Genomic DNA, 22,446 nt, shown 5'->3' on the forward strand with positions numbered 1-22,446 from the left:
TGTCCCGCCGCCACGGGGGCCACCCGTGGCGGTGGCGGCGGTGGCGGTCTCGACCTGTCGTAGGGGATTTCGCCCGCCACGACGTTCGCAGAAAATCCCGACACCGCGCGGATTTCCGCAGAAAGTTCACTCGCACACGCCCACCGTGAGGATCGTCACGTCGTCCGTGTACGGGTAGCCGTCGCAGAACGTCTTCTGACACCCCAGCATGTGGTCCAGCACCAGGCACGACTTCTCGTGCCCGTGGTTCGTCAGGCAGCCGACCAGCCGGTCGGTGCCGAACAGCTCGCCGATCGGGTCGCGGGCCTCCGTGACGCCGTCCGTGTAGAAGCAGATGCGGTCCCGCGGCCGGACCTCGACCTGCTTGTCGAAGTACACCTCGTCCGGCATCACGCCGAGCAGGAACCCCTGGGCGGACAACTGCTTCACTTCCTTCGTGTCGCCGCGGAGCAACAGCGGCGGCGGGTGGCCGGCGGACGAGTACCGTAGCACCCGCGTCTTCCGGTTCAGCACGCCGTAGAACGCGCTCACGAACCGCTCGCCGGACAGGGCCTGGAGCCGGTGGTTCATCGCGCCGAGGACCTCGCTCGGGTTGACCGTCTTCGCCGCCACGTCCGCGAACGCGATGCGGGTCATGATCGCGACCATCGCGGCCGGGATGCTGTGCCCGCTCGCGTCCGCGATGAGGATGCCGAGGTGGTCCGGGTCGGGCGTGGCGAAGTCGTAGTAGTCGCCGCCGAGGTGGTCGAGCGGGGCGAAGTGGACGCCCCAGTCGAGTTCCGGCCAGTCCGGCGGGGCGTGCGGCAACAGCAGCAGGTTCTGGAACTGCCCGGCGGCCCGCAGGTTGTACGCCGTCTCCGCGTCGCGGGCCATCAGCTCGTCGTTGACCTGCTTCAGCTCCCGCGTGCGTTCCTCGACCCGCTGGTCCAGGAACTCCGTCCGCCGGTTCATGAGCGCCCGCGACGAGATCAGGCCGACGAGCTTGTCGTCCTCGATGACCGGCAGGTGGCGGACCCGGAGCTTCGTCATCATGCCGACGGCCGCGTCCCAGCCCACGTCCGGGGCGATCGTGTACGGGTCGGCCGTCATCCAGTCGGACACCGGGTACTCCCGCCAGCCGGGGATGGCCGTGATGACCCGCTTGAGCAGGTCGCGTTCGGTGAAGATGCCGACGAGCTTGGCGTCGGCCTTGACGACGAGGACGGCCCCGACCCGGCTGCGGTTCATGAGCCGCAGCACGTCCCGGACCGGGGCGTCCGGGGCGACGCTGATCGGCTCCGGCTGCATCACCTGCCGCACGGTCAGTTCGACTGGCATCCGGCCTCCCTGGGAAATCCCGACACGAAGGGATCGAGTCCCGCCTTGTGAGGATTCCGTTAAATCCGAAGAATCCTGTTGTAAGTCCACACGTGTTCTACGTTTGATAGAAGATGTAGTCTCGCCCCTCGGTTGAAAGGCACGAATGCCGGACCACTTGCTCCAGGCCGCCGCGCTGCCCATCCGCGACGGCCGCGTCTGCATGGTGACCTCCCGCCGCCGCACCCGCTGGGTCGTGCCGAAGGGCCGGATCGACCGCGGCCACACGCCGCCGCAAGCCGCGATCACCGAGGCGTGGGAAGAGGCCGGCGTCGTCGGCGACCTCCGCCCGACCTCCGTGGGCACGTACCACTACGAGAAGGACGGCCGGTCGCACCTGGTCACGGTGTTCGTACTGGACGTGACTCTGGACCACCCGACGTGGCCGGAGTGCCGCGAGCGGACGCGGGAGTGGGTGACGGTCGAGGAAGCGATCCGCCGCGTCAACGAGCCGGGCCTGAAGGCGATCCTGCGGGCCGTCACCGCCGTCGGCGGCGTCCTCGGCCCGCCGCTGCTCGTGCCGAACTTCGCGGCGACCGCGGGCTAAAGCAATGGCCCGCAGATGACGCAGACTTCGGCGCAGATGAAAACCGGATAAGACCAAATCGACTTTTGGTTTTTGATCCTCTTAATCTGCGTCGAAGTCTGCGTCATCTGCGGGCCATTCTTATTTCTTGACCAGTGGCAGGATGACCCGGTCCACGTCCGCTTCCGTCCGCACGTCCGGGACGTTGCCGAACAGCTCCCAGCTCTCGACCAGCGACGCCGACGCGCCGGGTTGCAGCGTCACCAACTCGCCGACGGTTTCCATCTCCAGCATCTCCTCGTAGCTGAACGTCTGGTACCGCGTCCCGCGGTCCGGGTAGACGGCCCCCTCGCGGTAGTCGAAGTATTTGACGAACAGGACGCCGCTGTTCACGTACCCGACCCACCCCTCGCGGTGGGCGAGGCCGATCTTCGTCGGCCCCTTGTTCACGTCCTGCCGCAGGAAGACGTACTTCTTGCCGAACGTCCAGCGGGTGTCCGCGAAGTCGAAGTACGGCCACAGGATGAGTTCCTGGTTCGGGCCGTAGTCGGCCGGCGACTTGGCGTTCCGCGGGTGGCCGGGGTGCGGGGCCTTCGGCGGCAGCGGGATCACCTCGACGCCGCCGGGGGCCATCACCGTCGGCCCCCACGGCGCGAGGTCGGTCGGTTCCTTCCCGACGTTCGTGACGGTCAGCGTCACCTCGACCTTCGTGCCGGTCGGCCCGAGCTTCAGTTCCATCGTCTTCTGCACGCCGTACTCCGCCTCCGGCGGCGGCGTGAACTTCGCGGCGAACGGGCCGGTCTGCTCCCACTTCACCGGGCGGTTGTCGGCGAAGTACGTCCGCGTGAGGTCTTCCGGGGCGAGCCAGAACCGGTGGCCGCCGCGGATCTGCCACTCGGGTTCGTTCGCCTTGCCCATCATGTCGTCGTAGTTCTTCATGACGTTGAACCCGCCGGGCAGGCGGTAGGCGATGACCCGCGGCCCGACGTCGAGGGTGACGACGAGTTCGACGTGCCCGTTGGCGAGGAGCAGGTTGTTCTTCCAGCCGCGGTATTCGACGACTTGCACGGGAGGGCCTCCGGGTAAAGGGGGTGAGGAAGGGATTGTATGTTTGGCCGCGACGCGGAGCGGTACGATGGCGGGACCGGGGAGGGCGAGGCGATGACGGAAGCGGAGTGGAAAGTGCCTCACGACCCCCAGTCGATGATTCGCTACTTGATCGGCTGCGAGGCACCTCGGGTTCAAGATGTCGAAGCCTTCCCGGACTCACGCGGCAGTGAACGCAAACTCCGGTTGTTCGCGTGTGCGTGCTATCACCGCGTTCGCGATCGGATGCCGAACGCTCTGGCCGACCGAGTGGTCGCGGTGGCAGAACGGTACGCCGACGGTGATGAGACGCCCGAAGAATTCATCCGTGCGTCGGAGGCGGTTCGCCATCAGTCGAACATGTTGGAGGAACGGTGGCGCGCGTCGCGGGGGGCCGAGCGGGCGCTCCTCACGCCGTTGCATGAATCCCTCGCACTCGCGGGCGTCGTGACGTGGGACATGGCTCAGAAAGCGGCGTACTACGCTTCGTCGAATTCGTACTTGGCGTGTTCGGGGCTACCGAGCGATGACGACCCTCGATGGCAAAACGCTCACTCGGCCCAGGAGAAGGTCGAGAAGCGGGCACAGACCCAAATTCTCCGCGACATCTTCGGCAACCCGTTCCGACCGGTCGCGTTCGATCCCGCGTGGCGCAGCTCCACCGCCGTTGCCCTCGCGACCGGCATCTACGCCGACCGCGCGTTCGACCGGCTGCCGATCCTCGCGGACGCGCTGCAGGACGCCGGGTGCGAGGACGCGGATGTCCTCGGCCACTGCCGCGGACCAGGGCCGCACGTCCGCGGGTGCTGGGTCGTGGACCTCGTGCTGGGGAAGGAATAGGCGAACGGCACGGCGTAAGCGTGCCGGTGGTGTGCAGCACCGGCACGCTTACGCCGTGCCGTTCGCCCGTGCCGCGGCGATGGGCCGCACCTCAAGGAGTGACCCCGGCCCTCATCTTTAGCAATCCGGTGATATTTTCCCCTGGTACTCGCCTGCCCCTCGGCTAGAATCGTCCACCATCCCCACCCCGCTCTCTCCGTTCATCCCGAAGGAGTTCATCATGCGGAAGTTCCTGGCCGCCCTGGCCGTCGCCGGGGCCGCGGTCGCCGTCGTCGCGGACGATAAGAAGCCCGACCAAGAGAAGAAGCCGGCCGAGACCAAGAAGGCCGACGAGAAGAAGGAAGAGCAGGCCACCCAGCGGAAGCGGGAGAAGAAGGAGCCGACGCTGAAGGTCGGCGACAAGGCCCCGACGCTCACCGCCGACAAGTGGCTGCAGGGCGAGGAAGTCAAGGCGTTCGCGAGCGGGAAGATTTACGTCGTCGAGTTCTGGGCGACGTGGTGCGGGCCGTGCATCGTCATGATGCCGCACATGGCCGAGATGCAGGCCGAGTTCAAGGACAAGGGCGTCACGTTCATCGGGTACACGAAGAAGGACCCGAACAACTCCGAGGAGAAGGTCACCGCGTTCGTCAAGAAGCGGGGCCCGAAGCTCGGGTACACGTTCGCCTACGACGCCGAGCCGGACGTGTACGAGGCGTGGATGACCGCCGCCGGGCAGGGCGGCATCCCGTGCTGCTTCGTCGTGGACCGGACCGGCAACGTCGCGTACATCGGCCACCCGATGTACCTGGACATCGTGCTGCCGAAGGTCGTGGACGGGGCGTGGAAGTACGACGCCGACGCGAAGGCGCTGGACGCCGTCGAGCAGGACGTGAACGGCGTGTTCGCGGCGCTCAACAAGCCGAACGCCGAGGAGGCGCTGAAGACGCTGGCGGCGTTCGAGAAGAAGTACCCGACGCTGAACAAGATCCCGTACTTCGTCGGCCCGCGGCTGACCGCGATGCTGAAGGCGAAGAAGTACGACGACGCGAAGATCGCCGCCCGGAACTACGTCAGCCGCGGGATCAAGGAGGGGGACGACGCGCTGCTGGGCACGGTCGCGTCGGCCGTCCGCGGGCCGGAGGCGAAGGGGCAGAAGGACCTGCTGGACCTGGGCGTCAAGGCGGCCGAGGAGGCGCTGAAGCTGGCCGGCGACGGCGACCTGCGGGCGCTCATGGGCGTCGCGGGGGCGAACTTCGCGGCCGGGAACGCGGCGAAGGGCAAGGAGTACGCGGCGAAGGCCGTCGCCGCCGCCGAGGAGCGGGTGCGGCCGAGCGTGGGCATGAACCTCGCCGGCGCGGCGATCGCCGCCGGCGACAAGGCGAGCGGCGTCGAGCTGGCCGAGAAGGCCATCGAGGCCGCCCCGGCCGCCCAGAAGGGCGGGATGATGACGAGCGTGGCCGGGTACTTCGTCACCGCCGGGGACAAGCCGGCCGGCGAGGAGTGGGCGAAGAAGGCGATCGACGCGGCGACCCCGCAGACGAAGGCCGGCGTCTACTCGGCGCTCGCCCGCATCTACCTCGTCGCGAGCGAGAAGAAGGCCGGCGACGACTACGCGAAGAAGGCCCTCGAAGCGGCCGGCAGCGAGCAGGTGAAGGCCGGGGTCATGGTCAACCTGGCCCAGGCGTACTACGCCGCCGGGGAAAAGGGGACGGCCCGCGACTACGCCCAGAAGGCGATCGAGAACGCGCCGCCGCAAGCGGCCGCGAACTACCGCCAGTTCCTGCAGCGCATCCTCAACGACCCGGAAGGCAAGCCGAGCGACAAGTGAGGCACCGCCGTCCGGGGCGGTGGAAGCCCGCGACTCCCAGGTGGGGTCGCGGGCTTCTTCGCGTTCTCGCGGTACTTCCCACTCACCCGGCGGGGGAAACCAAGCTGGCATTCCCCGCGGCCGTCCGGTAAACTCCGGCCCTGGTCCATCCCTACCGGAGTCGTCCCCATGCCCCTCCCCCGCCCCGCCGCGTTCGCGGCCGCCGCTCCCTGTCTCGCCCTCTGCGGGTGCGTATCCGAGACCCCGACCGGGACCGGTTCGACGTTCAAGTTCGAGTGGTGGATACCCACCCTCATCACCGTCGTCGCCCTCCTCGGCCTCATCGCCGGCGTGCTCATGATCAAGCGGCGGAAGGGCGGCGGGTGGGTGTTCGCGCTGGCGGGCGTGTTCGGCCTGATCTTCGGGACCGGCATGTTCATGGACCGGGCGGTCGTGGACGACGACCACCTCGACCTCCACACCGGGATCATCTTCACACCCACGAAGCACACCGTCCGGTTCGACGACGTGGTCGCGATCGTCGGGACGGCGGAGGAGAAGGCCGGCCGGCGGGGGCGGACGACGACGAGCTACTACCTCAACTTCCAGCTCAAGTCCGGCGGCGTGCAGAAGGTCCCGCTCGGCGACCTGATGAAGAACGGGGCGGCGGCGAAGGTCCTCGCCGTCGCGCAGAAGCGGGGCATCCCGGTCGCCGGCATCTTCCCCGAGTAGAGCGGCCAGCCGACGGGCGGTGTTTCTCGCGTCGATTTCCCGGGAGACGGTTGCTTCCCGCCCGCGGGCCGGGTACGCTCATCCCGGCGAGGGGGGAACCCGTGATCTACTTCACCTGCGACGAGTGCGGGGCGGACCGGCAGGCGAGTTCGCGGTACGCCGGGGAACTGCTTCGGTGTCGGAAATGCGACGCGGAAACCGTCGTCCCGGATTCCAGCACGCGGGCGAAGCCGGAGAAGTCCGAGGTCGCGGAAAACCTCTACGTCCTCGTCATCGTCGCCGTCGCGGTCCTCCTCGGGGTCGCGTGGTTCGTCCTGGACATCGTGCTGAACGTGTTCGCCGGCCCGTGAACCCCGCCCCCCGTTTTCCAGGGGTGTAAACCCCTGGCAACCATCTCCCGCCGCCTTACGGCTGAAAACCCGTCGGTGGCGCATGCCGGCCGCCGTCGGGCGGTGAACTTTCCGCCCGGTCGAACCGTCCTATGGGGTAGACTGCCGGGAGAATCGCCCACCGAGATTCTCGCATGTCCCCACCGCCGCCGGACCCGTCGCTGCTGTTCGTCCCGCCGGCGGACCTCGACCGCACGCAAGAGTTCGTCGAACCCGCCACCCCCGCGCCCGCGGCCGCGAAGAAGGCCCCGCTCACGGCGCTCGGCGATTTCAAGCTCGTCGGCAAGCTCGGCGAGGGCGGCATGGGGACCGTCTACAAGGCGATCCAGCAGAGCCGCAAGCGGCTCGTCGCGGTCAAGGTCCTGTCGAAACACGTCGCCCAACGGCCGGGGTTCGTCGAGCGGTTCCACCGTGAAGTCCGCGCGATGGCGAAGTTGCAACACCCCAACGTCGTCCGCTCGCTCGCGGCCGGCGAGGACCACGGGTACGTCTACCTCGCGATGGAACTGGTGGACGGCGGGAGCATCGGCTCGTGGTTAACCAAGCTGCGGCGGTTTTCCGTCGGCGAGGCGGCGCTCGTCGCGCACCAGTGCGGCCTCGCGCTGCGGTGCGCCCACGAGCAGAACTTCGTCCACCGGGACGTGAAGCCGGACAACCTGCTGCTGACGAGGGACGGCGTGGTGAAGCTGGCCGACCTCGGGCTGGCGAAGGCGACCGACGACACGGAGGTCGGGCTGACGAACACCGGCGTCGGCATCGGCACGCCGCGGTACGCCGCCCCGGAGCAGGTCCGGGACGCCAAGCACGTGGACGCCCGGTGCGACCTCTACTCGCTCGGGTGCGTGTTCTACCACTGCCTGACCGGGAAGCCGCCGTTCGACGCCGCGGACATGATCGGCCTCATCCGGGCGAAGGAGAAGGGCGTCTACCCGACGGCGAGCGTGGCGAACAAGAAGGTCCCGGCGGCGGTGGATAAGATTCTCTCGAAGCTACTCGCGAAGGTCCCGGACCACCGGTACGCGTCGGCCGCCGAGTTCCTGGAGGAACTCGACTGGACCGGCCTCGCCGCCGAGAAGCTGAGCTTCCCCACGTCGGAGGAGACGCCGTGATCCCGCTCTCGACGATCGCCCACGGCCGCAGCGGGGACAAGGGGAACCACGCGAACGTCGCCGTGATCGCGTACACCCCGGCCGGGTTCGCGTGGTTGAAACAACACCTCACGGCCGACGTGGTGCGAGATTACTTCCAACACCTCGGGCCGAGCCGGGTGGAGCGGTTCGAGGCGGCGAACGTGAACGCGGTGAACTTCGTGCTGTACGACGTGCTGGCCGGCGGCGCGAGCCGCAGCCTGCGGACGGACACGCAGGGGAAGACGCTCGCCGTGCGATTGCTGATGCTGGAGATCGACGAACCGGCGGACGTGGCGGGGATGCGGCGGATAAAGTAGTAGGCACACTCCGTGTGCCGTTTGCTGTCGGTCGCAGCGACTCGGTCGAACTCGCCGACCCGCCGAGGAGACGGCACACGGAGTGTGCCTACTACTATGTCGGAGGGATTCCCATGTCTTCCCTCGTCCTCTCCACCGTGCAAGACCGCGTCGCCGTCCTCACGCTCAACCGGCCGGACAAGCGGAACGCCTTGTCGCGGCAGCTCGTCGCCGACCTCGCCGCGTCGTTCGCGGCCGCCGAGGCGAACCCGGCCGTCCGCAGCGTTGTCCTCACCGGCACCGGCCCGGCGTTCTGCGCCGGCATGGACCTCGACGAACTTCGCGGCACGCTCACGGACTCCGCCGAAGTCATCTGGGCCGACGCGCACGAGCTGTCGGCGCTCTACGACCGCATCTACTCGTCGCCGAAGCCGACGGTGGCGGCGGTGAACGGCGCGGCCGTCGCCGGCGGGGCCGGGCTGATGACGGTGTGCGACCTGGCCGTCGCCGTCCCCGGCGCGAAGGTCGGCTACCCGGAGGTGCGGCGGGGCCTCGTCGCGGCGATGGTCATGCCGCACCTCTTGCGGCACGTCGGCGAGCGGACGGCCCGCTGGCTGCTCCTCACCGGCGAGCTGCTCGACAGCATCGACGCGATGAAACTCGGGCTGCTGAACTCGATCGCGAGCGCCGACCAGTTGTTGACCGTCGCGCTCCAGTGGTGTCGGCAGTTGCACGAGGGCGGCCCGGCGGCCCTCGCGACGACGAAGGAGCTGTTGCGGAAGTGCTCGCGGCAGTCGCCCGGCGTGGCGGAGTTGGCGAGGGCGAGCGCCGAGCCGCGGCTGGGAAACGAGTGCCGGGCCGGGCTGGCGGCGTTCTTCGAGAAGCGGCCCGCGCCGTGGGCGTGAAAGACACGACCCCGGCTCTCGCCGGGGTCGGGGTTGCGGTCAGGTCGTCGCGGTCTTGAGCCGGTCCGAGACGGTGCCGAACGTCTGGCTGGTCTGCGTGCCGAGGGCGGTGATCGCGACCAGGCAGACGACGATGATTAGCGCGAGCATGACCGCGTATTCCACGGCGGTCGGCCCGTCCTCCTTCTTCAGGAAGCGGACCAGGGGGCGGAGCAACGTGTTCATCTTCGACCTCGAGGGGTAGGTCGGCGACCGCGGCCCGTGCCGCCCGCCCCGCCCCTCGCCGGTCGCCGAAAAACGGGAACGGGGGCGTGGCGATCCGCCACCCCCCCGTCGGTAACCCGGTTCGGGTCGAACGAGCTTAGCTCGCGCCGTTGCCGGCCGCGATTTGGCCGTCCACGTAGCTGAACGTTTGGCTCGCCGTGCTACCCAGGGCGGTGATGGCGGCGATGCAGACCACGATGATCAGGGCCAGCATCACGGCGTACTCAACAGCCGTCGGGCCGTCTTCCTTCTTCAGGAACTCCACAACCTTGCGCGTGATCTTGTTCATGGGACACTCCGTACGAATGATGTTCTCGGGACGGCCGGGCGGTCGGGTGCATCCGACCTGACGTTTGAACCCGTGCTGCCGTTGACACCAAGTACCTAGCCCACGCACACGACCGATGCAAACCGGAGAACCCGCTTTTTCGGAAAAACGCTTCCCGAGCGTCTGAGAACTACACAGAGTCCCTAGAACACACTCCCGACAAGCCGTGCGTTTTGCCCACGTTTCCTAGGCGGGAAACCCCTCTTCAGGTGCAGTTATGGCAGATGTGACGAATCGCAAGAGTTTGACGACGACCGGCGGCCCGAGCCGCTCGCCGAACCGGGCCATGCTCCGCGGGGTTGGGTTCCAGGACGAAGATTTTGACAAGCCGATGGTCGGCGTAGCCTCCCTTTACAGCGACATTACGCCCTGCAACGCGCACCTCGACCGGTTGGCGCGGAAGGCCGTCGAGGGCATCCGCTCGGCCGGCGGCGTCCCGCAAATCTTCGGCGCGCCGACCGTGTCGGACGGCATCAGCATGGGCCACATGGGGATGCGGTACTCGCTGGTCTCCCGAGAGGTTATCGCCGATTCGATCGAAACCGTTGCCGGGGCGATGAACCACGACGGGCTGCTCGCCGTCGGCGGGTGCGACAAGAACATGCCCGGCTGCGTCATGGCCATGGCCCGGCTGAACGTCCCCAGTGTGTTCGTGTACGGCGGCAGCATCCTCCCCGGCATCGGGCCGGACGGCGAGGACGTGGACATCGTCTCCATCTTCGAGGCCGTCGGGAAGTTCCAGGCCGGGACCATCGACGAGAAGAAGCTGCACAAGATCGAGTGCGAGAGCTGCCCCGGCGCGGGGTCGTGCGGCGGGATGTACACGGCGAACACGATGTCGTCCGCCATCGAGGCGATGGGGATGTCGCTGCCGTCGGACGCAAGCTACCCGGCCATCTCCGCCGCGAAGGAGCGCGAAACCTACCTCGCCGGGAAGGCGCTCGTCGGCTGCGTGCGGGACAACATCCGGCCGCGGGACATCATCACCCGCAAGAGCCTGGAGAACGCATACACGCTCGTCCTCGCCCTCGGCGGCAGCACGAACGCGGTGCTGCACCTCATGGCCATCGCGCGGGAAGCCCAGGTGCAGTGGACGCTGGAAGACTTCGACCGCCTCGGCATGAAGGTCCCGCACCTGGCGGACCTGAAGCCGAGCGGCAAGTACGTGATGTACGACCTGTTCCGCGAGGGCGGCACGCCGGCCGTACTGAAGGCCCTCCTGGACGCCGGGATGCTGCACGGCGACTGCATCACCGTCACGGGCAAGACGCTGGCCGAGAACCTGGCGGACGTGCAGAGCGTGTACGCCAACCCGCGGCGGAAGGTGATGATGCCGCTCGACCAGCCGAAGTACGACAAGGGGCACATCGTCATCCTGAAGGGCAACCTCTCGCCGGAGGGGTGCGTGGCGAAGCTGTCCGGCTTGAAGGTCCGGCACATCACCGGCCCGGCGAAGGTGTTCGACGGCGAGGAGGCGTGCTTCCAGGCGATCCAGGCGCGGAAGATCGTGGCCGGCGACGTGGTGGTGATCCGCGGTGAGGGTCCGGTCGGCGGCCCCGGCATGCGGGAGATGCTGAGCATCACCGGCGCGCTGATGGGCCAGGGGTTGGGGGCGTCGGTCGGCCTCATCACGGACGGCCGGTTCAGCGGCGGCACGCACGGCCTGGTGGTCGGCCACGTCGCCCCGGAGGCGTGGGTCGGCGGCGCGATCGGCCTGCTCAAGGACGGCGACAGCATCACCATCGACGGCGACAAGAAGCTGCTCCAGGTGAACGTGAGCGACGACGAGTTGGCGAAGCGAAAGGCGGTGTGGCAGAAGCCGGCCGTCCGCGTCGAGCGCGGCGTGTTGGCGAAGTACGCGAAACTCGTGCATTCGGCTAGCGAAGGGGCCGTGACGGGGTGAGCGTGGGGGTATTGCATTTGTGGAACCCGGAGCGGAAGCGATGGGGTGTTGCGCAACACCCCATCGCTTCCGCTCCGGGTTCCACAAGAATGTGTTGCGACTCTGGGAGCCTTCCGATGGTGCGATTCTTGTGGCTCGCGCTGTTCGTCTTCACCCTTCCGGTACGCGCCGACGAGCCACTGGCGGGCGCGGTCATCGTCGTGGACGCCGGGCACGGCGGGCAGGCGTACTCCAAGAGCTACACCGGCGGAACCCGCGGCGTCGAGTCGAAGCAGACCGAGAGCGAACTCAATCTCAAGGTCGCGTTCGCGCTGGAGAAAATCCTCAAGGAGAAGGGCGCGGAGGTCCACATGACCCGCGTGGCGGACCACCGGCTCAGCCCGGAGGGGTCGAGCAACAGCGACGAGCTGCACGCCCGCATCGACTTCTTCGAGCACCACAACTGCCACTTCTTCCTGTCCGTCCACCACAACGCCGGGGCCGGAACCGCCAGCGGGCACACCGCCCTGTACAAGCACAACGCGGAGAACGACACGCTGTACGAGGCCGTCGCCCGCGAGGTGAACGACGCCCTCGAGCGGGCCGTGCCGGGGCCGAAGCTCAAGCTCATCAAGGGCAGCTACCACATCCTCCGCGAGACGCCGATCCCCGGCACGATTTCCGAATCCGGGTTCATGACGAACAAGGAGTTCGACAAGCTCTCGTCCGGCCCGGACTACCCGAAGGTCGAGGCCGCGGCCATCGCGAAGGGGGCAATTGCGTACTGGGCGGCGCACAAACCGGCGCTCGTCGCGCTGCGGGAGAAGCTGGCGAAGGAGCGGACGGCGAAGCCCCGCGACCCGAAAGAGATCACCGCCATCGCGCTCAACAAGTCGTACCAGGAGCGGATGAAGAAGCGGCTGGCCGCGATCGCGCCGGACGGGAAGTACGACGCGGCGAAGGTCGGCGACTACCTCGCCGCGTTCGAGAAGGACGCCGCGACGGGCCTGAAGGCCGAGTTCGATGGCAAGCTCATCCGCTTGACCGGCGCGGTGACGGACCGCAAGCCGCACGACGAGTTCGTCAACGTCCTCGTCGCGATGAAGCTGTACGCGATCAAGAACGAGGTCCGCCTGCCGCCGGCTAAGAAGTGACCCGGCCGTCGCCTTCAATTGTCCCCGGCGATTGATACTCTTCCTGAACGAAGGTCATCGTTCAGGAGCGGAAGTCGTCATGCGGATTCTGGTCACCGGCGGGGCGGGGTACATCGGGTCGCACACGGTCAAGCTGCTGCTCGCCCGCGGGCACGCCGTCACCGTGTTCGACAACCTGTCGTTCGGCCACCGCGGGGCCGTCCCGCCGGAAGTCCTCACCGTCGGCGACCTCAAGGATGTCGATCATCTCGACCAGGTGATGGTCGTCAACCAGATCGAAGCCGTCATCCACTTCGCGGCGTCCGCTTACGTCGGCGAGTCGGTCACGAACCCGGCGAAGTACTACCAGAACAACCTGCTCAACAGCCTGAACCTGCTCGAGCGCGTCCGGCGGCTCGGCATCCCGCGGTTCGTCTTCTCCAGCACGTGCGCCACCTACGGCGTGCCCGACGCCGTGCCCATAACGGAGGGCGAGAAGCAATCGCCGATCAACCCCTACGGCAACACGAAGCTCTGCTTCGAGAAGATGCTGGCCGACTACGCGGCCGCGTACCCGCTCGGGTTCACGGCCCTGCGGTACTTCAACGCGTCCGGGGCGGCGGCGGACGGCAGCATCGGCGAGGACCACACGCCGGAGACGCACCTCATCCCGCTCGTGCTGCAGGTCGCGCTCGGCCAGCGGCCGCACATCGAGATATTCGGCACCGACTACCCGACGCCGGACGGGACGTGCATCCGCGATTACATCCACGTCGAGGACCTGGCCGAAGCGCACCTGCTCGCGCTGGAGGCGATCAAGCCGAACGAGGGACGCTTCTACAACGTCGGCATCGGGACCGGGTACAGCGTGCGGGAGGTGATCCGCACGGCCGAGGAAGTTACCGGCAAGAAGATCGCGGTGAAGGAAGGCCCCCGCCGCCCCGGCGACCCGCCGGCGCTCGTGGCGGGCGGCGACAAGATTCGCCGCGACCTGGGGTGGTCGCCGAAGTACACGCAGCTGCGGCCGATCATCGAGTCGGCCTGGAACTGGCACAAGGCCCACCCGAAGGGCTACGGGAACTGATTCCATTTTGCATTTTTCATTTCGCATTTTTGCATTGGTTCGGTCATGTTCGGACCAATGCAAAAATGCGAAATGAAATATTCCCAATCCACGTCCCTCACGAGTCCCCCATGCCCATCGACGTATCCGCAACGGCGGCGAAGGTCGTCGCGAACATGGAGAAGGTGATCATCGGCAAGCGGCCGCAACTGGCCCTCGCCCTGGCCGCGTACCTGTGCGAAGGGCACATCCTCCTCGAGGACGTGCCTGGCGTCGCGAAGACGATGTTTGCCCGCGCCCTGGCCCGTAGCGTCAGCGCCAGCTTCAAGCGGCTGCAATGCACGCCCGACCTGCTGCCGACGGACGTGACCGGCGTGAGCGTCTTCAACCAGAAGACGCAGGAGTTCGAGTTCCGCGCCGGCCCCGTCTTCGCGCAGACGCTCCTCGCCGACGAAATCAACCGCGCCACGCCGCGGACGCAGGCCGCACTCCTGGAGGCGATGGCCGAGCGGCGGGTCAGCGTGGACGGGCAGACCTACGTGCTGAAGCCGCCGTTCCTGGTCGTGGCGACGCAGAACCCGGTCGATCAGGAGGGGACGTTCCCGCTGCCGGAGGCGCAGCTCGACCGCTTCCTCGTCCGCCTGTCGCTGGGCTACCCGAGCTTCGAGGAGGAGGCGAAGATGCTGACCCTGCTCCAGCGGAAACACCCGATCGACGACCTGCAGCCGGTGGTGACGGCCGAGCAATGGGTCGCCTGCCAAGAGGTCGTTCGCGAAGTCCACGTAGACGCGAAGCTGACGAAGTACATCCTGGAGATCGTCCACGGCAGCCGGGAGAGCGAGGACGTGCTGCTGGGCGGCAGCCCGCGGGCGTCGATCGCGCTGTTCCGGTGCGCGCAGGCGTTGGCGGCGATCCAGGGCCGCGACTTCGCGATCCCGGACGACGTGAAGCGGATGGCGCAGCCGGTGCTGGGCCATCGGCTGATCCTGCGGCCGGAGAGCCGCTTGCGGAAGAAGACGCCGGCCGCGGTGGTGACGGAGATCGTGGCCGACGCCCGCGTCCCGACGTTCGACCGCGACCGCGACGTGCCGGCGGGCCGGAATTACTTCGGGTGAATGCAACTCGTGGCGAGCCGAGCGGCGTAAGCCGCCGGGTGAGGGAGCATTATCCGACGCCTGACGGCGTTCGGCTCGCCGGGTATCATAACTGTTGTTCCCGATCCGGGTGAGTCATGACAAAATTCCCCTTTCCGACGTTCGCGGAATTCCTGGACTACCTGCGGTCGCTCGGGTTTACGACGAACGAGCGGTACGATTACGGCGTCATCTGTCGGCACGCAGAGTCGGGTTGTTGGTTGTCGTACCAGGACCGGAAGCCGACCGATCCGATCTTGAACATGGAGATGCTCTCGGCCCACCACCACCTGACGTGGCAGGGCATCATCGACGACATACCCTTCGACGAGTTCCTGGCGACGTTCCGGACGGCGAAGGCGGGGTGACGAGGAACATCATGGGCAGTTTCCCAATTGTCGGGGCGAGTGACGCGGCGATCTGTTCCGGATGAACATACGTTGTCAGGTAAATCATGCTCATATTTTTGCAACAGTTGTTGGGTTTCGTGCCAGTCGCGGGTGCGGGTCTGTTTATCTCCACGGTCGGGATTTTTCTCATCAAGATGGCAGTGGACGATGCGCCTCGGAACGAACCTACGGCCGGCGAACTTGCACCAGGAATCGGGGCTCTGGCTGTCGGTCTTTTTCTACTTGTTCTGGTAGCAATCAGCGTGCGACGGAGTTGGAAGCAGTTCCGCGCGACTAAACCGGGTGCAGCGGAGGCTACGGGCCCTCATGACGTTGCTCCGTGACTATCTAGCAGACCGGCAGGGCGTCACTCTTACTTCCGTACACTGCACCTCATGCGCTGGTTCCTCGGCATCTCCGCCCTGCTCGGCCTCGCGCTCGCGCTGCAGGCGGGACTCGTCGCGTTCGCCGGGTACGTCCTCCTCGGCGTCTTCCTCCTCAGCCGCTACCTCGCGCGGGCGTGGATCACCCACGTCGAGGCCGACCGCACCATCGACGCCAAGCCCCGCGAGATCGGCGACGCGGCCGAGGTCGAGGTCGTCGTCCGCAACACCGGCCCCGTCCTCATCGCGTGGATGCTCGCTGAGGACATGATCCCGGAGGCCGCCATCCTCCAACGGCGGGTCACCGTCAAGGGCGGGCGGCTCCGCGTGCTGTTCATCCGCGAGGACGCCGCCGTCTCGTACAAGCTCACGTTCAACATGCGCGGGTACTACCAGGTCGGCCCGCTGTTCGTCGAGACCGGCGACGTGTTCGGCCTGCACCGCCGCCACCGGGTGCTGACCGACCCGGCGTTCGTCCTCGTCTACCCGAAGGTGCTGCCGATCACGAAGTTCGACTTCTCGTCCACCCGGCCGATCGGCGAGATCCGGCTGGCGAACATGCTGTTCGAGGACCCGACCCGCACGGCCGGGGTGCGGCCGTACCAGATCGGCGACCCGCTCCAGCGGGTCCACTGGCGGGCGACGGCCCGGACCGGGCAGCTGCACAGCCGCGTCTACGAGCCGACCTCGCTGGCCGGGGCGACGATCCTCATCGACTTCCACCAGGACGGGTACTTCAAGCGCGGCGAACCGGTCCGCAGCGAGCTGGCGATCACCACGGCCGTGAGCATCGCGAACGCGGTGACGCTGCTCAACCAGCAGATCGGCGTGGCGAGCAACGGCCGCGACGCGACGGACCGCATCCGCGAGGAGGCGCTGACGGAACACGCCGCCCCGCCGCCGGACGACGAGGGGTTCGCCAACCGGTACGAGGCCCGCGCCCAGTTCGAGCAGAAGGAGCGGAACGACCGCCTGCGGCCGGTCATCGTCGAGACGCGACGGGGGTACGACCAGTTCCAGAAGATCCGCGAGACGCTGGCCCGGCTGGAGCTGACGGACGGGACGCCGTTCGCCGGGTTCGCGATCGAGATGGCCCAGCGGATCCCGCGGGACGCGACGGTGATCGCGATCCTGCCCCGCGTGCCGGTGGAAACGTCGGTGGCGCTCGGCCAGTTGCGGCGGCAGGGGTTCGCGGTGTCGGCGGTGCTGATCGGCCTCGCGGACGACGGGTCGGACACGCGGGCGGTGGCGGCCGGCCGGCTGATCGCCGAAGGCATCCGCGACGTGCGGTACGTGAACGCGGAGCAGGACGTGATGGCCCTCGGCGACCGCAACGCCGTGCCGACGCCGGCGGAGTACGGCGTGAGCGTGGAGCTGGCGTAGGCCCCGACTTCCGAAGCCCGGCTTCGACTTCGGAAGTCGAAGGGGCGGAGGGGCGAGTGCCGTGGCCGTGAATGCTTCCGCGCGGGATCGACTTCCGAAGTCGAAGCCGGACTTCGGAAGTCAGTTTGAGGAGTGACCGGGTGAACGGGAAGCTGCTGGCCTACGCCCAACTGATGCGGCTGCCGAACGTGTTCACCGCGTTCGCGGACATCCTCCTGGCCGCTTGCGCCGCCGGTTACGCGGCGGAACACCCGCTCACGCTCGCCGCGCTGCTCGTCTCGTCCGGCTGCCTGTACCTCGGCGGCATGGTGCTGAACGACTACTTCGACCGGCACGACGACGCCAAGACGCGGCCGTTCCGCCCGATCCCGTCCGGCCGCATCCCGGCCCGCACCGCCCTCAGCCTCGGGCTGGTCCTGCTCGTTGTCGGCGTCCTGTTCGCGCACAGCGCGTTCCAGCCGTACAAGAGCGAGCAGTGGAAGGTCCACGCCTACCCGCCCGGCCTCGTGGCGCTCGTGCTGGCCGGGATGATCCTGGCTTACGATTCGATCCTGAAGCACACGCCGCTCGGCCCGGTGGCGATGGGGGCGTGCCGGTTCCTGAACGTGCAGCTCGGCCTGAGCGTCGGCGACGTGGACGTGTCGCCGCTGTCGGTCCACCTCGCCACGGTGACCGGCGTGTACATCGTCGGCGTGACGTGGTTCGCCCGCACGGAAGAGGGCGAGTCGAACCGCCGGCAGCTCGTCCTCGCGGCCGTGGTGATGCTCGCGGCGCTGGGGCTGGCCGTCACCGTGCCGGCGCACCGGCCGCCGGGCACGACGCCGATCTACTTCCCGTACCTGGTGGCGGCGTTCGGGTTCTTCGTCGCGGCGAAGGTGGTCCCGGCGATTCAGCGGCCGGGGCCGAAGGAAGTGCAGGCGGCCGTGAAACGGTCGATCCTGGGGCTGGTCGTGCTGGACGCGGTGCTGGCGACGGCGTTCGTCGGCGGGTGGGGGCTGCTGATCCTGCTGCTGTTCCTGCCGGCGCGGTGGCTGGGGAAGCGGGTGTACTCGACGTGATTCAGTCCAACGGCTCGTTCAAACCGGCGATCCGGCGGATGATGACGACGGGCTGTTCCTCGTGTAACCCGTACTCGACGTGGAGCGGGGCGACGGTGACCTGTCGAATCTGAAGTCGAGCGGCTCGCAAGTGGTACATCGGTTCCCCGGCGTCCGCGGGTCGCGACCCAAGTATTTTCTCGACCCGCTTCAACGCCGCGACCAGCGCGTCCCCCTCGGCGGTCGTGCGGGCCGTATTGAGCAACGCCATGAACTGTTGGCGGGCGTCTGCGAGCAAAGCCACACGGTAGGCCGGCTTGGGCGTCCCGTTACCGGTTGCCATCACGCCCCCTCGGCTTCGGACGCCCGCCGGTTGCGAACGATCTCTTCCGCCTCGGCAATCACTTGCTCGATGGGATACTTTTCGCCGTCGTTCTCGATGTAGCCGATCAGGTCTTCCACGGTGAACGCCTTCTTGAACTTCGCATAAATCTTTTGGAGTTCTTCCGGCGTGTAGTCGCGGGGTTCGTTCTCGTTAGTCATGGCTGACCCTCCTGGCATCATCATACCCCGGTCACGCCGCCGTCCGCAACTCGTCGGCTTCGCCGAGGTTCCGCCGGTCGCGCACCACGTAGGGCGGCTTCCCCTGGCTCTCGAAGTACGTGCGGGCCGTCACCTCGCCGAGCAGCCCGAGGCTCAGGAACTGCACGCCCATCAACTCCGCCATCACGCCGATCAGGAACAGCGGGTTCGCCGTCATGCCGGGGCCGGTCGTGTACTTCATCACCACCGACGCGGCCAAACTCACGAGACCCAGCAGCAGGAAGACGAACCCGATGCCGCCGAACAGGTGCATCGGCCGGGTCTGGTAGCTCGCCAGGAACTTCACCGTCATCAGGTCGAGCAGCACGCGGACGGTGCGGGTCAGGTTGTATTTCGACTTCCCGGCCGTCCGTGGGTGGTGGCGGACCGGCACTTGGGCGACCTTCGCCCCCTGCTGGATCAACAGCGCGGTGATGAACCGGTGCATCTCGCCGTAGAGGTGCAGGCCGTCCACGAACTCGCGGCGGACGACGCGGAGGGCGCAGCCGAAGTCCTTGAACGGCACGCCGAGGACCTTGCGGATCAGCCAGTTCGCGCACCAGCTCGGCAGCTTGCGGAGCAGGAACTTGTCCCGCCGCCGCTCGCGGAGGCCGAGGACGGCGTCGTACCCTTCCTCCAGCTTCGCGAGCATCATCGGGATGTCGGCCGGGTCGTTCTGCACGTCGCCGTCCATCGTCACGATCACGTCGCCGGCCGCGGCGTCGAACCCGGCCTGCGTCGCCGCGGCCTGGCCGAAGTTCTTGCGGAGGCGGACGATCTTGATCCGCGGATCGACGGCCGCGAGCTCGGCGAGGGCGGGGAACGTGCCGTCGGTGCTGCCGTCGTCCACGAAGACGACTTCCCACCGCGGGACGCCGCGGAGGGCGTCGCGGAGCTTGTCCGTCAGCGGGCGGACGTTGTCGCGCTCGTCCTTGAGCGGGATGACGACGGAGAGCAGGTGCATGAGGGAATCCGTTCTCGCGTGCGGCCCGACTTCCGAAGTCCGGCTTCGACTTCGGAAGTCGAACGGGGCCGAGACTATGGCGGGTCGCGCGATCGCCCCCGGGCGGCCTCGACTTCCGAAGTCGAAGCCGGACTTCGGAAGTCAGGTCTTCACTTCACTTCCATGTTCACCAAGAGCGGGTCCGCGCCGAACTGGTAGAACCCGGTCTGGCGGATCGGCACGCCGGCCTCGGTCGCGTTCATCAGGTCGGCCCGCAGCAGGTACTTGCCCGGCGGCAGCGGCGGCACGGCGAGCGTCAACTCGACCGCCTCGCCCGGCGGCACGGTCCGGCGGAACAACCCGGCCTGCCCGGAGTAGACCGTATCGCCATCCGCCTCCTGCACGGTGAACTGGACGTGGACGCCGGCGTAGTTGCCCGGCCGCATCTCCCACGGCTCGGCGGCCGTGTTCGTCGCGGTTACTTTGATCGCCGCCCACTTGCCAACCGTCACCGGGAACGGGCCGTTGCCGTGCGCCGCGACGAGCGTGCCGCTCGCCGGGCCGGGCGAGTAGTGGTTCGCCGCCCAGTCGCGGAACAGCGCCGGCGCGTGGTCGCGGCCGGCGAGCCACGCCTCGTAGCGGTCGAAGAACTCGTCCATCGCGGCCGTGCGGCCGAACCGGAAGTGCCCGTAGCGGGGCCACAACTGCCGGCGGGCGCGGTCGAGCGATGCGTCCGTGTGGAGCAGCATCACGATGGCGGCCGTCATGCCGGTGCGGTCCGCGCCGCGCTTGCAGTGGAACGCGATCGGGTACTCGGTCCGGTCCAGGACTTCGATCAGTCGCTTCAACTCGGTCGGCGGCGGGAGGCGGTTCGCGCTAAAGGTGATGTCTTCCTGGCTGACGCCGAGGGCGAACGTGGCCCGGATTTCCTCGCGGTACCACGGTGCGTGGTCGCCGGGGCAGAACCCGCGGAGGTTGATGACCGTTTTAATTCCCTTGTCCGCGATGTACGCCTTCAGCCCGTCGCCGCTGAGCTGGGCCGTGCGGTAGACCTTGCCGGGGATGATCTCGTGCGTGTTCGTCCACGCCAGGACGCGGAGGGCTTCGAGCAGCAGCAGGAAGAGGATGCCGGCGACGGCGAGACGGCCGACCGTCCGCCACGACGGGCGGCGGAGGACCGGCTTCAAAAGCCGACAGCGGATGAGGTCGCGGAGCATGGGCCGGAGTGTGCCAAAATCCGGCGGACGTGGGAAGGGCATCTGGATAGTAGTAGGCACACTCCGTGTGCCGTTTCCTTACTGCCGCGGGGCGTTCGCCCGAGCCGCCGCGGCCGACAGGAGACGGCACACGGAGTGTGCCTACTACTCTGGCCTTACGGCTGGACGACCGTGTCCGGCTCCCCCGGCGTCTTCCCCTCCAGTTCCTTCAGCCGGTCCTCCATCGCCACCTGCTCGGTCACCTCGCGGGCCACGGCGAAGATCACGTCGTCCTTCGGGATCGCCTTCGCCGTCCACTCGAACCACCGGTACGCCCCGCGGCTGTCGCGGTAGCGGTTGCGGAACCGCACGAGCGGCAGCCCCTGATGGAGCTGCGCCGTCACGCCCATCGTCCGCTGCTGGTCGTCCGGGTGGACGTAGGACAGGAACGGCTTGGCCAGCAGCTCGGCCGTCGTGTACCCGAGGACGCGGGAGAAGTTCTCGTTGATCCGGCGGAAGAACCCGTCGAACCCGGCGATGCAGAACAGGTCGAGGCTGAGGTCGAAGAACCGCACCAGGTCCCACTCGGCCTGCCGCAGTACCGTGTCGAAGTAGTTCGTCAGCCGCTCGACCACGACCCCGGCGTCCCGCGGCCGCAGGTCCGGGTCGCGGGCCAGGCACGCCTTCGCCAGCGCGATCAGGTCGCGGTCCGCGTGGCACACGTCCAGCCGGGCGTAGGCTTCCGTCAGGTCGGCCTTGATCGCCTGCTTGAGCAGGCCCTTCTTCTTCTTGTCGATGTACGGCGGGCGGCCGGTCAGGATTTCGCACAGGATCGCGCCGAGGCCGAACACGTCGCACCGCTCGTCGAGCTTGTCCACGTCGCCGGCCGCCTGCTCCGGCGGCATGTACGCCGGCGTCCCCATCACGCTGCCGATCTTCGTGACGAGGTCGAGGTCGTCCTCCGTCGGCTCGCTCGGGGCCGCGTCCCGCGGCCGCGCGCACGGCGGGCGGTTCGCCTCGTCCAGCGACTTCGCCAGCCCCCAGTCCATGACCTTGACCTGGCCGAACAGCCCGACCATGACGTTCGACGGCGTCAGGTCGCGGTGGATGACCCGCTGGGCGTGGGCGTAGGCGATCGTCAGGCAGACCTGCTCGAATACCTTGAGCAACCGCGCCCGGCTGTCCTGAGCGTTCGGCCGCTCGTCGAGCATCGACCGCAGGGTGAGGCCCCAGATGCGCTGCATGACGAAGAACGGCCGGCCGTCCGGCAGCACGCCGGCCTCGTACAGCGGCACGACGCCGGGGTGCTCGAGCTGGCTGGTGATGCGAATCTCTTCCCGGAACCGGGTGACCACGTCCGGCCGGCCGAGGTACTTGCGGTGGAGGACTTTCGCGACGACTTCGCGGTTCAGGTGAACGTCGCAGCAGGAGTGGACCTCGCCCATGCCGCCGCGGGCGACCTCGTCGCCGATCTCGAACCGGGACGGGGTCGCGTCGAGCTTGGCGAGCAGCTCGTCGATGCCGTGGATGTCGCCGTTGTCGTCCGCGGGCGTGCCCGGCACGCCCAGGTCGAGCGTCTTGTTGGGATCGTTGTCCGGCTCGGGCGGGTCGGGGAGCGACATCACTGTCTCGCTCCTGGCGGTACGGGCGGGGCGAGTCGGGCGCGGGGCTGGCGACACAC

24 protein-coding genes are annotated in these 22,446 nt (G+C 67.9%); 15 read left to right on the forward strand and 9 right to left on the reverse strand.

Going from position 1 to position 22,446, the window contains the following annotated elements:
- Nucleotides 1-126 precede the first annotated feature (126 nt).
- Nucleotides 127-1,317, reverse strand: coding sequence for a PP2C family protein-serine/threonine phosphatase (locus tag AC5JJ2_RS17170; RefSeq protein WP_495859243.1), 1,191 nt, complete (start codon nucleotides 1,315-1,317; stop codon nucleotides 127-129).
- A gap of 145 nt (nucleotides 1,318-1,462) precedes the next feature.
- Between AC5JJ2_RS17170 and AC5JJ2_RS17175 the strand changes: the two genes are divergently transcribed.
- Nucleotides 1,463-1,903 (forward strand): NUDIX hydrolase, encoded by a 441-nt coding sequence (locus AC5JJ2_RS17175; RefSeq protein ID WP_495859244.1) that lies wholly within the window; start codon nucleotides 1,463-1,465, stop codon nucleotides 1,901-1,903.
- A 120-nt stretch (nucleotides 1,904-2,023) separates the two neighbouring features.
- Here AC5JJ2_RS17175 and AC5JJ2_RS17180 read toward each other — a convergent pair whose 3' ends face one another.
- A complete protein-coding gene (locus AC5JJ2_RS17180) occupies nucleotides 2,024-2,950 on the reverse strand; it encodes a hypothetical protein (RefSeq protein WP_495859245.1) in 927 nt (308 codons plus the stop codon).
- Nucleotides 2,951-3,214: 264 nt separating this feature from the next.
- Here AC5JJ2_RS17180 and AC5JJ2_RS17185 point away from each other — a divergent pair, with 264 nt between their 5' ends.
- The 7 genes from AC5JJ2_RS17185 to AC5JJ2_RS17215 all read left to right on the forward strand — a co-directional run bounded on the left by AC5JJ2_RS17185 (nucleotide 3,215) and on the right by AC5JJ2_RS17215 (nucleotide 9,049).
- Entirely contained in the window at nucleotides 3,215-3,808 is a 594-nt protein-coding gene (locus AC5JJ2_RS17185) for a hypothetical protein (protein ID WP_495859246.1), read from the forward strand.
- A gap of 220 nt (nucleotides 3,809-4,028) precedes the next feature.
- Entirely contained in the window at nucleotides 4,029-5,618 is a 1,590-nt protein-coding gene (locus tag AC5JJ2_RS17190; RefSeq protein ID WP_495859247.1) for a redoxin family protein, read from the forward strand.
- 168 nt (nucleotides 5,619-5,786) lie between these two features.
- Entirely contained in the window at nucleotides 5,787-6,329 is a 543-nt protein-coding gene (locus AC5JJ2_RS17195) for a hypothetical protein (protein ID WP_495859248.1), read from the forward strand.
- Between the two features lie 101 nt (nucleotides 6,330-6,430).
- On the forward strand, nucleotides 6,431-6,679 hold the full coding sequence (locus AC5JJ2_RS17200; protein WP_495859249.1) for a hypothetical protein: 249 nt from the start codon (nucleotides 6,431-6,433) through the stop codon (nucleotides 6,677-6,679).
- Between the two features lie 173 nt (nucleotides 6,680-6,852).
- Nucleotides 6,853-7,827: a serine/threonine-protein kinase gene (locus AC5JJ2_RS17205; RefSeq protein WP_495859250.1), complete on the forward strand. Its 975-nt coding sequence runs from the start codon at nucleotides 6,853-6,855 to the stop codon at nucleotides 7,825-7,827.
- Entirely contained in the window at nucleotides 7,824-8,165 is a 342-nt protein-coding gene (locus tag AC5JJ2_RS17210) for an AtuA-related protein (RefSeq protein ID WP_495859251.1), read from the forward strand. Before AC5JJ2_RS17205 ends, AC5JJ2_RS17210 begins: the two co-directional genes overlap by 4 nt.
- A 113-nt stretch (nucleotides 8,166-8,278) precedes the next feature.
- A complete protein-coding gene (locus AC5JJ2_RS17215) occupies nucleotides 8,279-9,049 on the forward strand; it encodes an enoyl-CoA hydratase/isomerase family protein (protein ID WP_495859252.1) in 771 nt (256 codons plus the stop codon).
- A gap of 39 nt (nucleotides 9,050-9,088) precedes the next feature.
- Here AC5JJ2_RS17215 and AC5JJ2_RS17220 read toward each other — a convergent pair whose 3' ends face one another.
- Entirely contained in the window at nucleotides 9,089-9,274 is a 186-nt protein-coding gene (locus AC5JJ2_RS17220) for a Flp family type IVb pilin (RefSeq protein ID WP_495859253.1), read from the reverse strand.
- Between the two features lie 136 nt (nucleotides 9,275-9,410).
- Entirely contained in the window at nucleotides 9,411-9,602 is a 192-nt protein-coding gene (locus tag AC5JJ2_RS17225) for a Flp family type IVb pilin (RefSeq protein ID WP_495859254.1), read from the reverse strand.
- Nucleotides 9,603-9,858: 256 nt separating this feature from the next.
- Here AC5JJ2_RS17225 and ilvD point away from each other — a divergent pair, with 256 nt between their 5' ends.
- The 7 genes from ilvD (at nucleotide 9,859) to AC5JJ2_RS17260 (ending at nucleotide 18,065) form a co-directional block, all read left to right on the forward strand.
- Nucleotides 9,859-11,544, forward strand: a complete 1,686-nt coding sequence (gene ilvD, locus AC5JJ2_RS17230; RefSeq protein ID WP_495859255.1) for a dihydroxy-acid dehydratase — start codon at nucleotides 9,859-9,861, stop codon at nucleotides 11,542-11,544.
- Between the two features lie 116 nt (nucleotides 11,545-11,660).
- The gene (locus AC5JJ2_RS17235; RefSeq protein ID WP_495859256.1) at nucleotides 11,661-12,677 is read left to right on the forward strand and encodes an N-acetylmuramoyl-L-alanine amidase family protein; all 1,017 of its coding nucleotides are present in this window, start codon (nucleotides 11,661-11,663) and stop codon (nucleotides 12,675-12,677) included.
- Nucleotides 12,678-12,756: 79 nt separating this feature from the next.
- Nucleotides 12,757-13,740: a UDP-glucose 4-epimerase GalE gene (gene galE, locus AC5JJ2_RS17240; RefSeq protein WP_495859257.1), complete on the forward strand. Its 984-nt coding sequence runs from the start codon at nucleotides 12,757-12,759 to the stop codon at nucleotides 13,738-13,740.
- Nucleotides 13,741-13,850: 110 nt separating this feature from the next.
- A complete protein-coding gene (locus AC5JJ2_RS17245; RefSeq protein ID WP_495859258.1) occupies nucleotides 13,851-14,834 on the forward strand; it encodes an AAA family ATPase in 984 nt (327 codons plus the stop codon).
- Nucleotides 14,835-14,950: 116 nt separating this feature from the next.
- Entirely contained in the window at nucleotides 14,951-15,220 is a 270-nt protein-coding gene (locus tag AC5JJ2_RS17250) for a hypothetical protein (protein WP_495859259.1), read from the forward strand.
- Between the two features lie 416 nt (nucleotides 15,221-15,636).
- Entirely contained in the window at nucleotides 15,637-17,007 is a 1,371-nt protein-coding gene (locus AC5JJ2_RS17255; protein ID WP_495859260.1) for a DUF58 domain-containing protein, read from the forward strand.
- Nucleotides 17,008-17,147: 140 nt separating this feature from the next.
- A complete protein-coding gene (locus AC5JJ2_RS17260; RefSeq protein ID WP_495859261.1) occupies nucleotides 17,148-18,065 on the forward strand; it encodes a UbiA family prenyltransferase in 918 nt (305 codons plus the stop codon).
- A gap of 1 nt (nucleotide 18,066) precedes the next feature.
- Here the strand turns inward: AC5JJ2_RS17260 and AC5JJ2_RS17265 are convergent, their stop codons facing one another.
- The 5 genes from AC5JJ2_RS17265 to AC5JJ2_RS17285 all read right to left on the reverse strand — a co-directional run bounded on the left by AC5JJ2_RS17265 (nucleotide 18,067) and on the right by AC5JJ2_RS17285 (nucleotide 22,387).
- Entirely contained in the window at nucleotides 18,067-18,387 is a 321-nt protein-coding gene (locus AC5JJ2_RS17265) for a hypothetical protein (RefSeq protein WP_495859262.1), read from the reverse strand.
- A complete protein-coding gene (locus AC5JJ2_RS17270; protein WP_495859263.1) occupies nucleotides 18,387-18,587 on the reverse strand; it encodes a hypothetical protein in 201 nt (66 codons plus the stop codon). The genes AC5JJ2_RS17265 and AC5JJ2_RS17270 overlap by 1 nt, the downstream gene beginning before the upstream one ends.
- Nucleotides 18,588-18,618: 31 nt before the next feature.
- Nucleotides 18,619-19,590 carry a glycosyltransferase family 2 protein gene (locus AC5JJ2_RS17275; protein WP_495859264.1) on the reverse strand — a complete coding sequence of 324 codons (972 nt, stop codon included), beginning with the start codon at nucleotides 19,588-19,590 and terminating at the stop codon, nucleotides 18,619-18,621.
- A gap of 149 nt (nucleotides 19,591-19,739) precedes the next feature.
- Nucleotides 19,740-20,786 carry a tyrosine-protein phosphatase gene (locus AC5JJ2_RS17280; protein ID WP_495859265.1) on the reverse strand — a complete coding sequence of 349 codons (1,047 nt, stop codon included), beginning with the start codon at nucleotides 20,784-20,786 and terminating at the stop codon, nucleotides 19,740-19,742.
- Between the two features lie 155 nt (nucleotides 20,787-20,941).
- On the reverse strand, nucleotides 20,942-22,387 hold the full coding sequence (locus AC5JJ2_RS17285; RefSeq protein ID WP_495859266.1) for a protein kinase domain-containing protein: 1,446 nt from the start codon (nucleotides 22,385-22,387) through the stop codon (nucleotides 20,942-20,944).
- Nucleotides 22,388-22,446 lie beyond the last annotated feature (59 nt).

It is taken from the genome of Limnoglobus sp. (assembly GCF_059499385.1).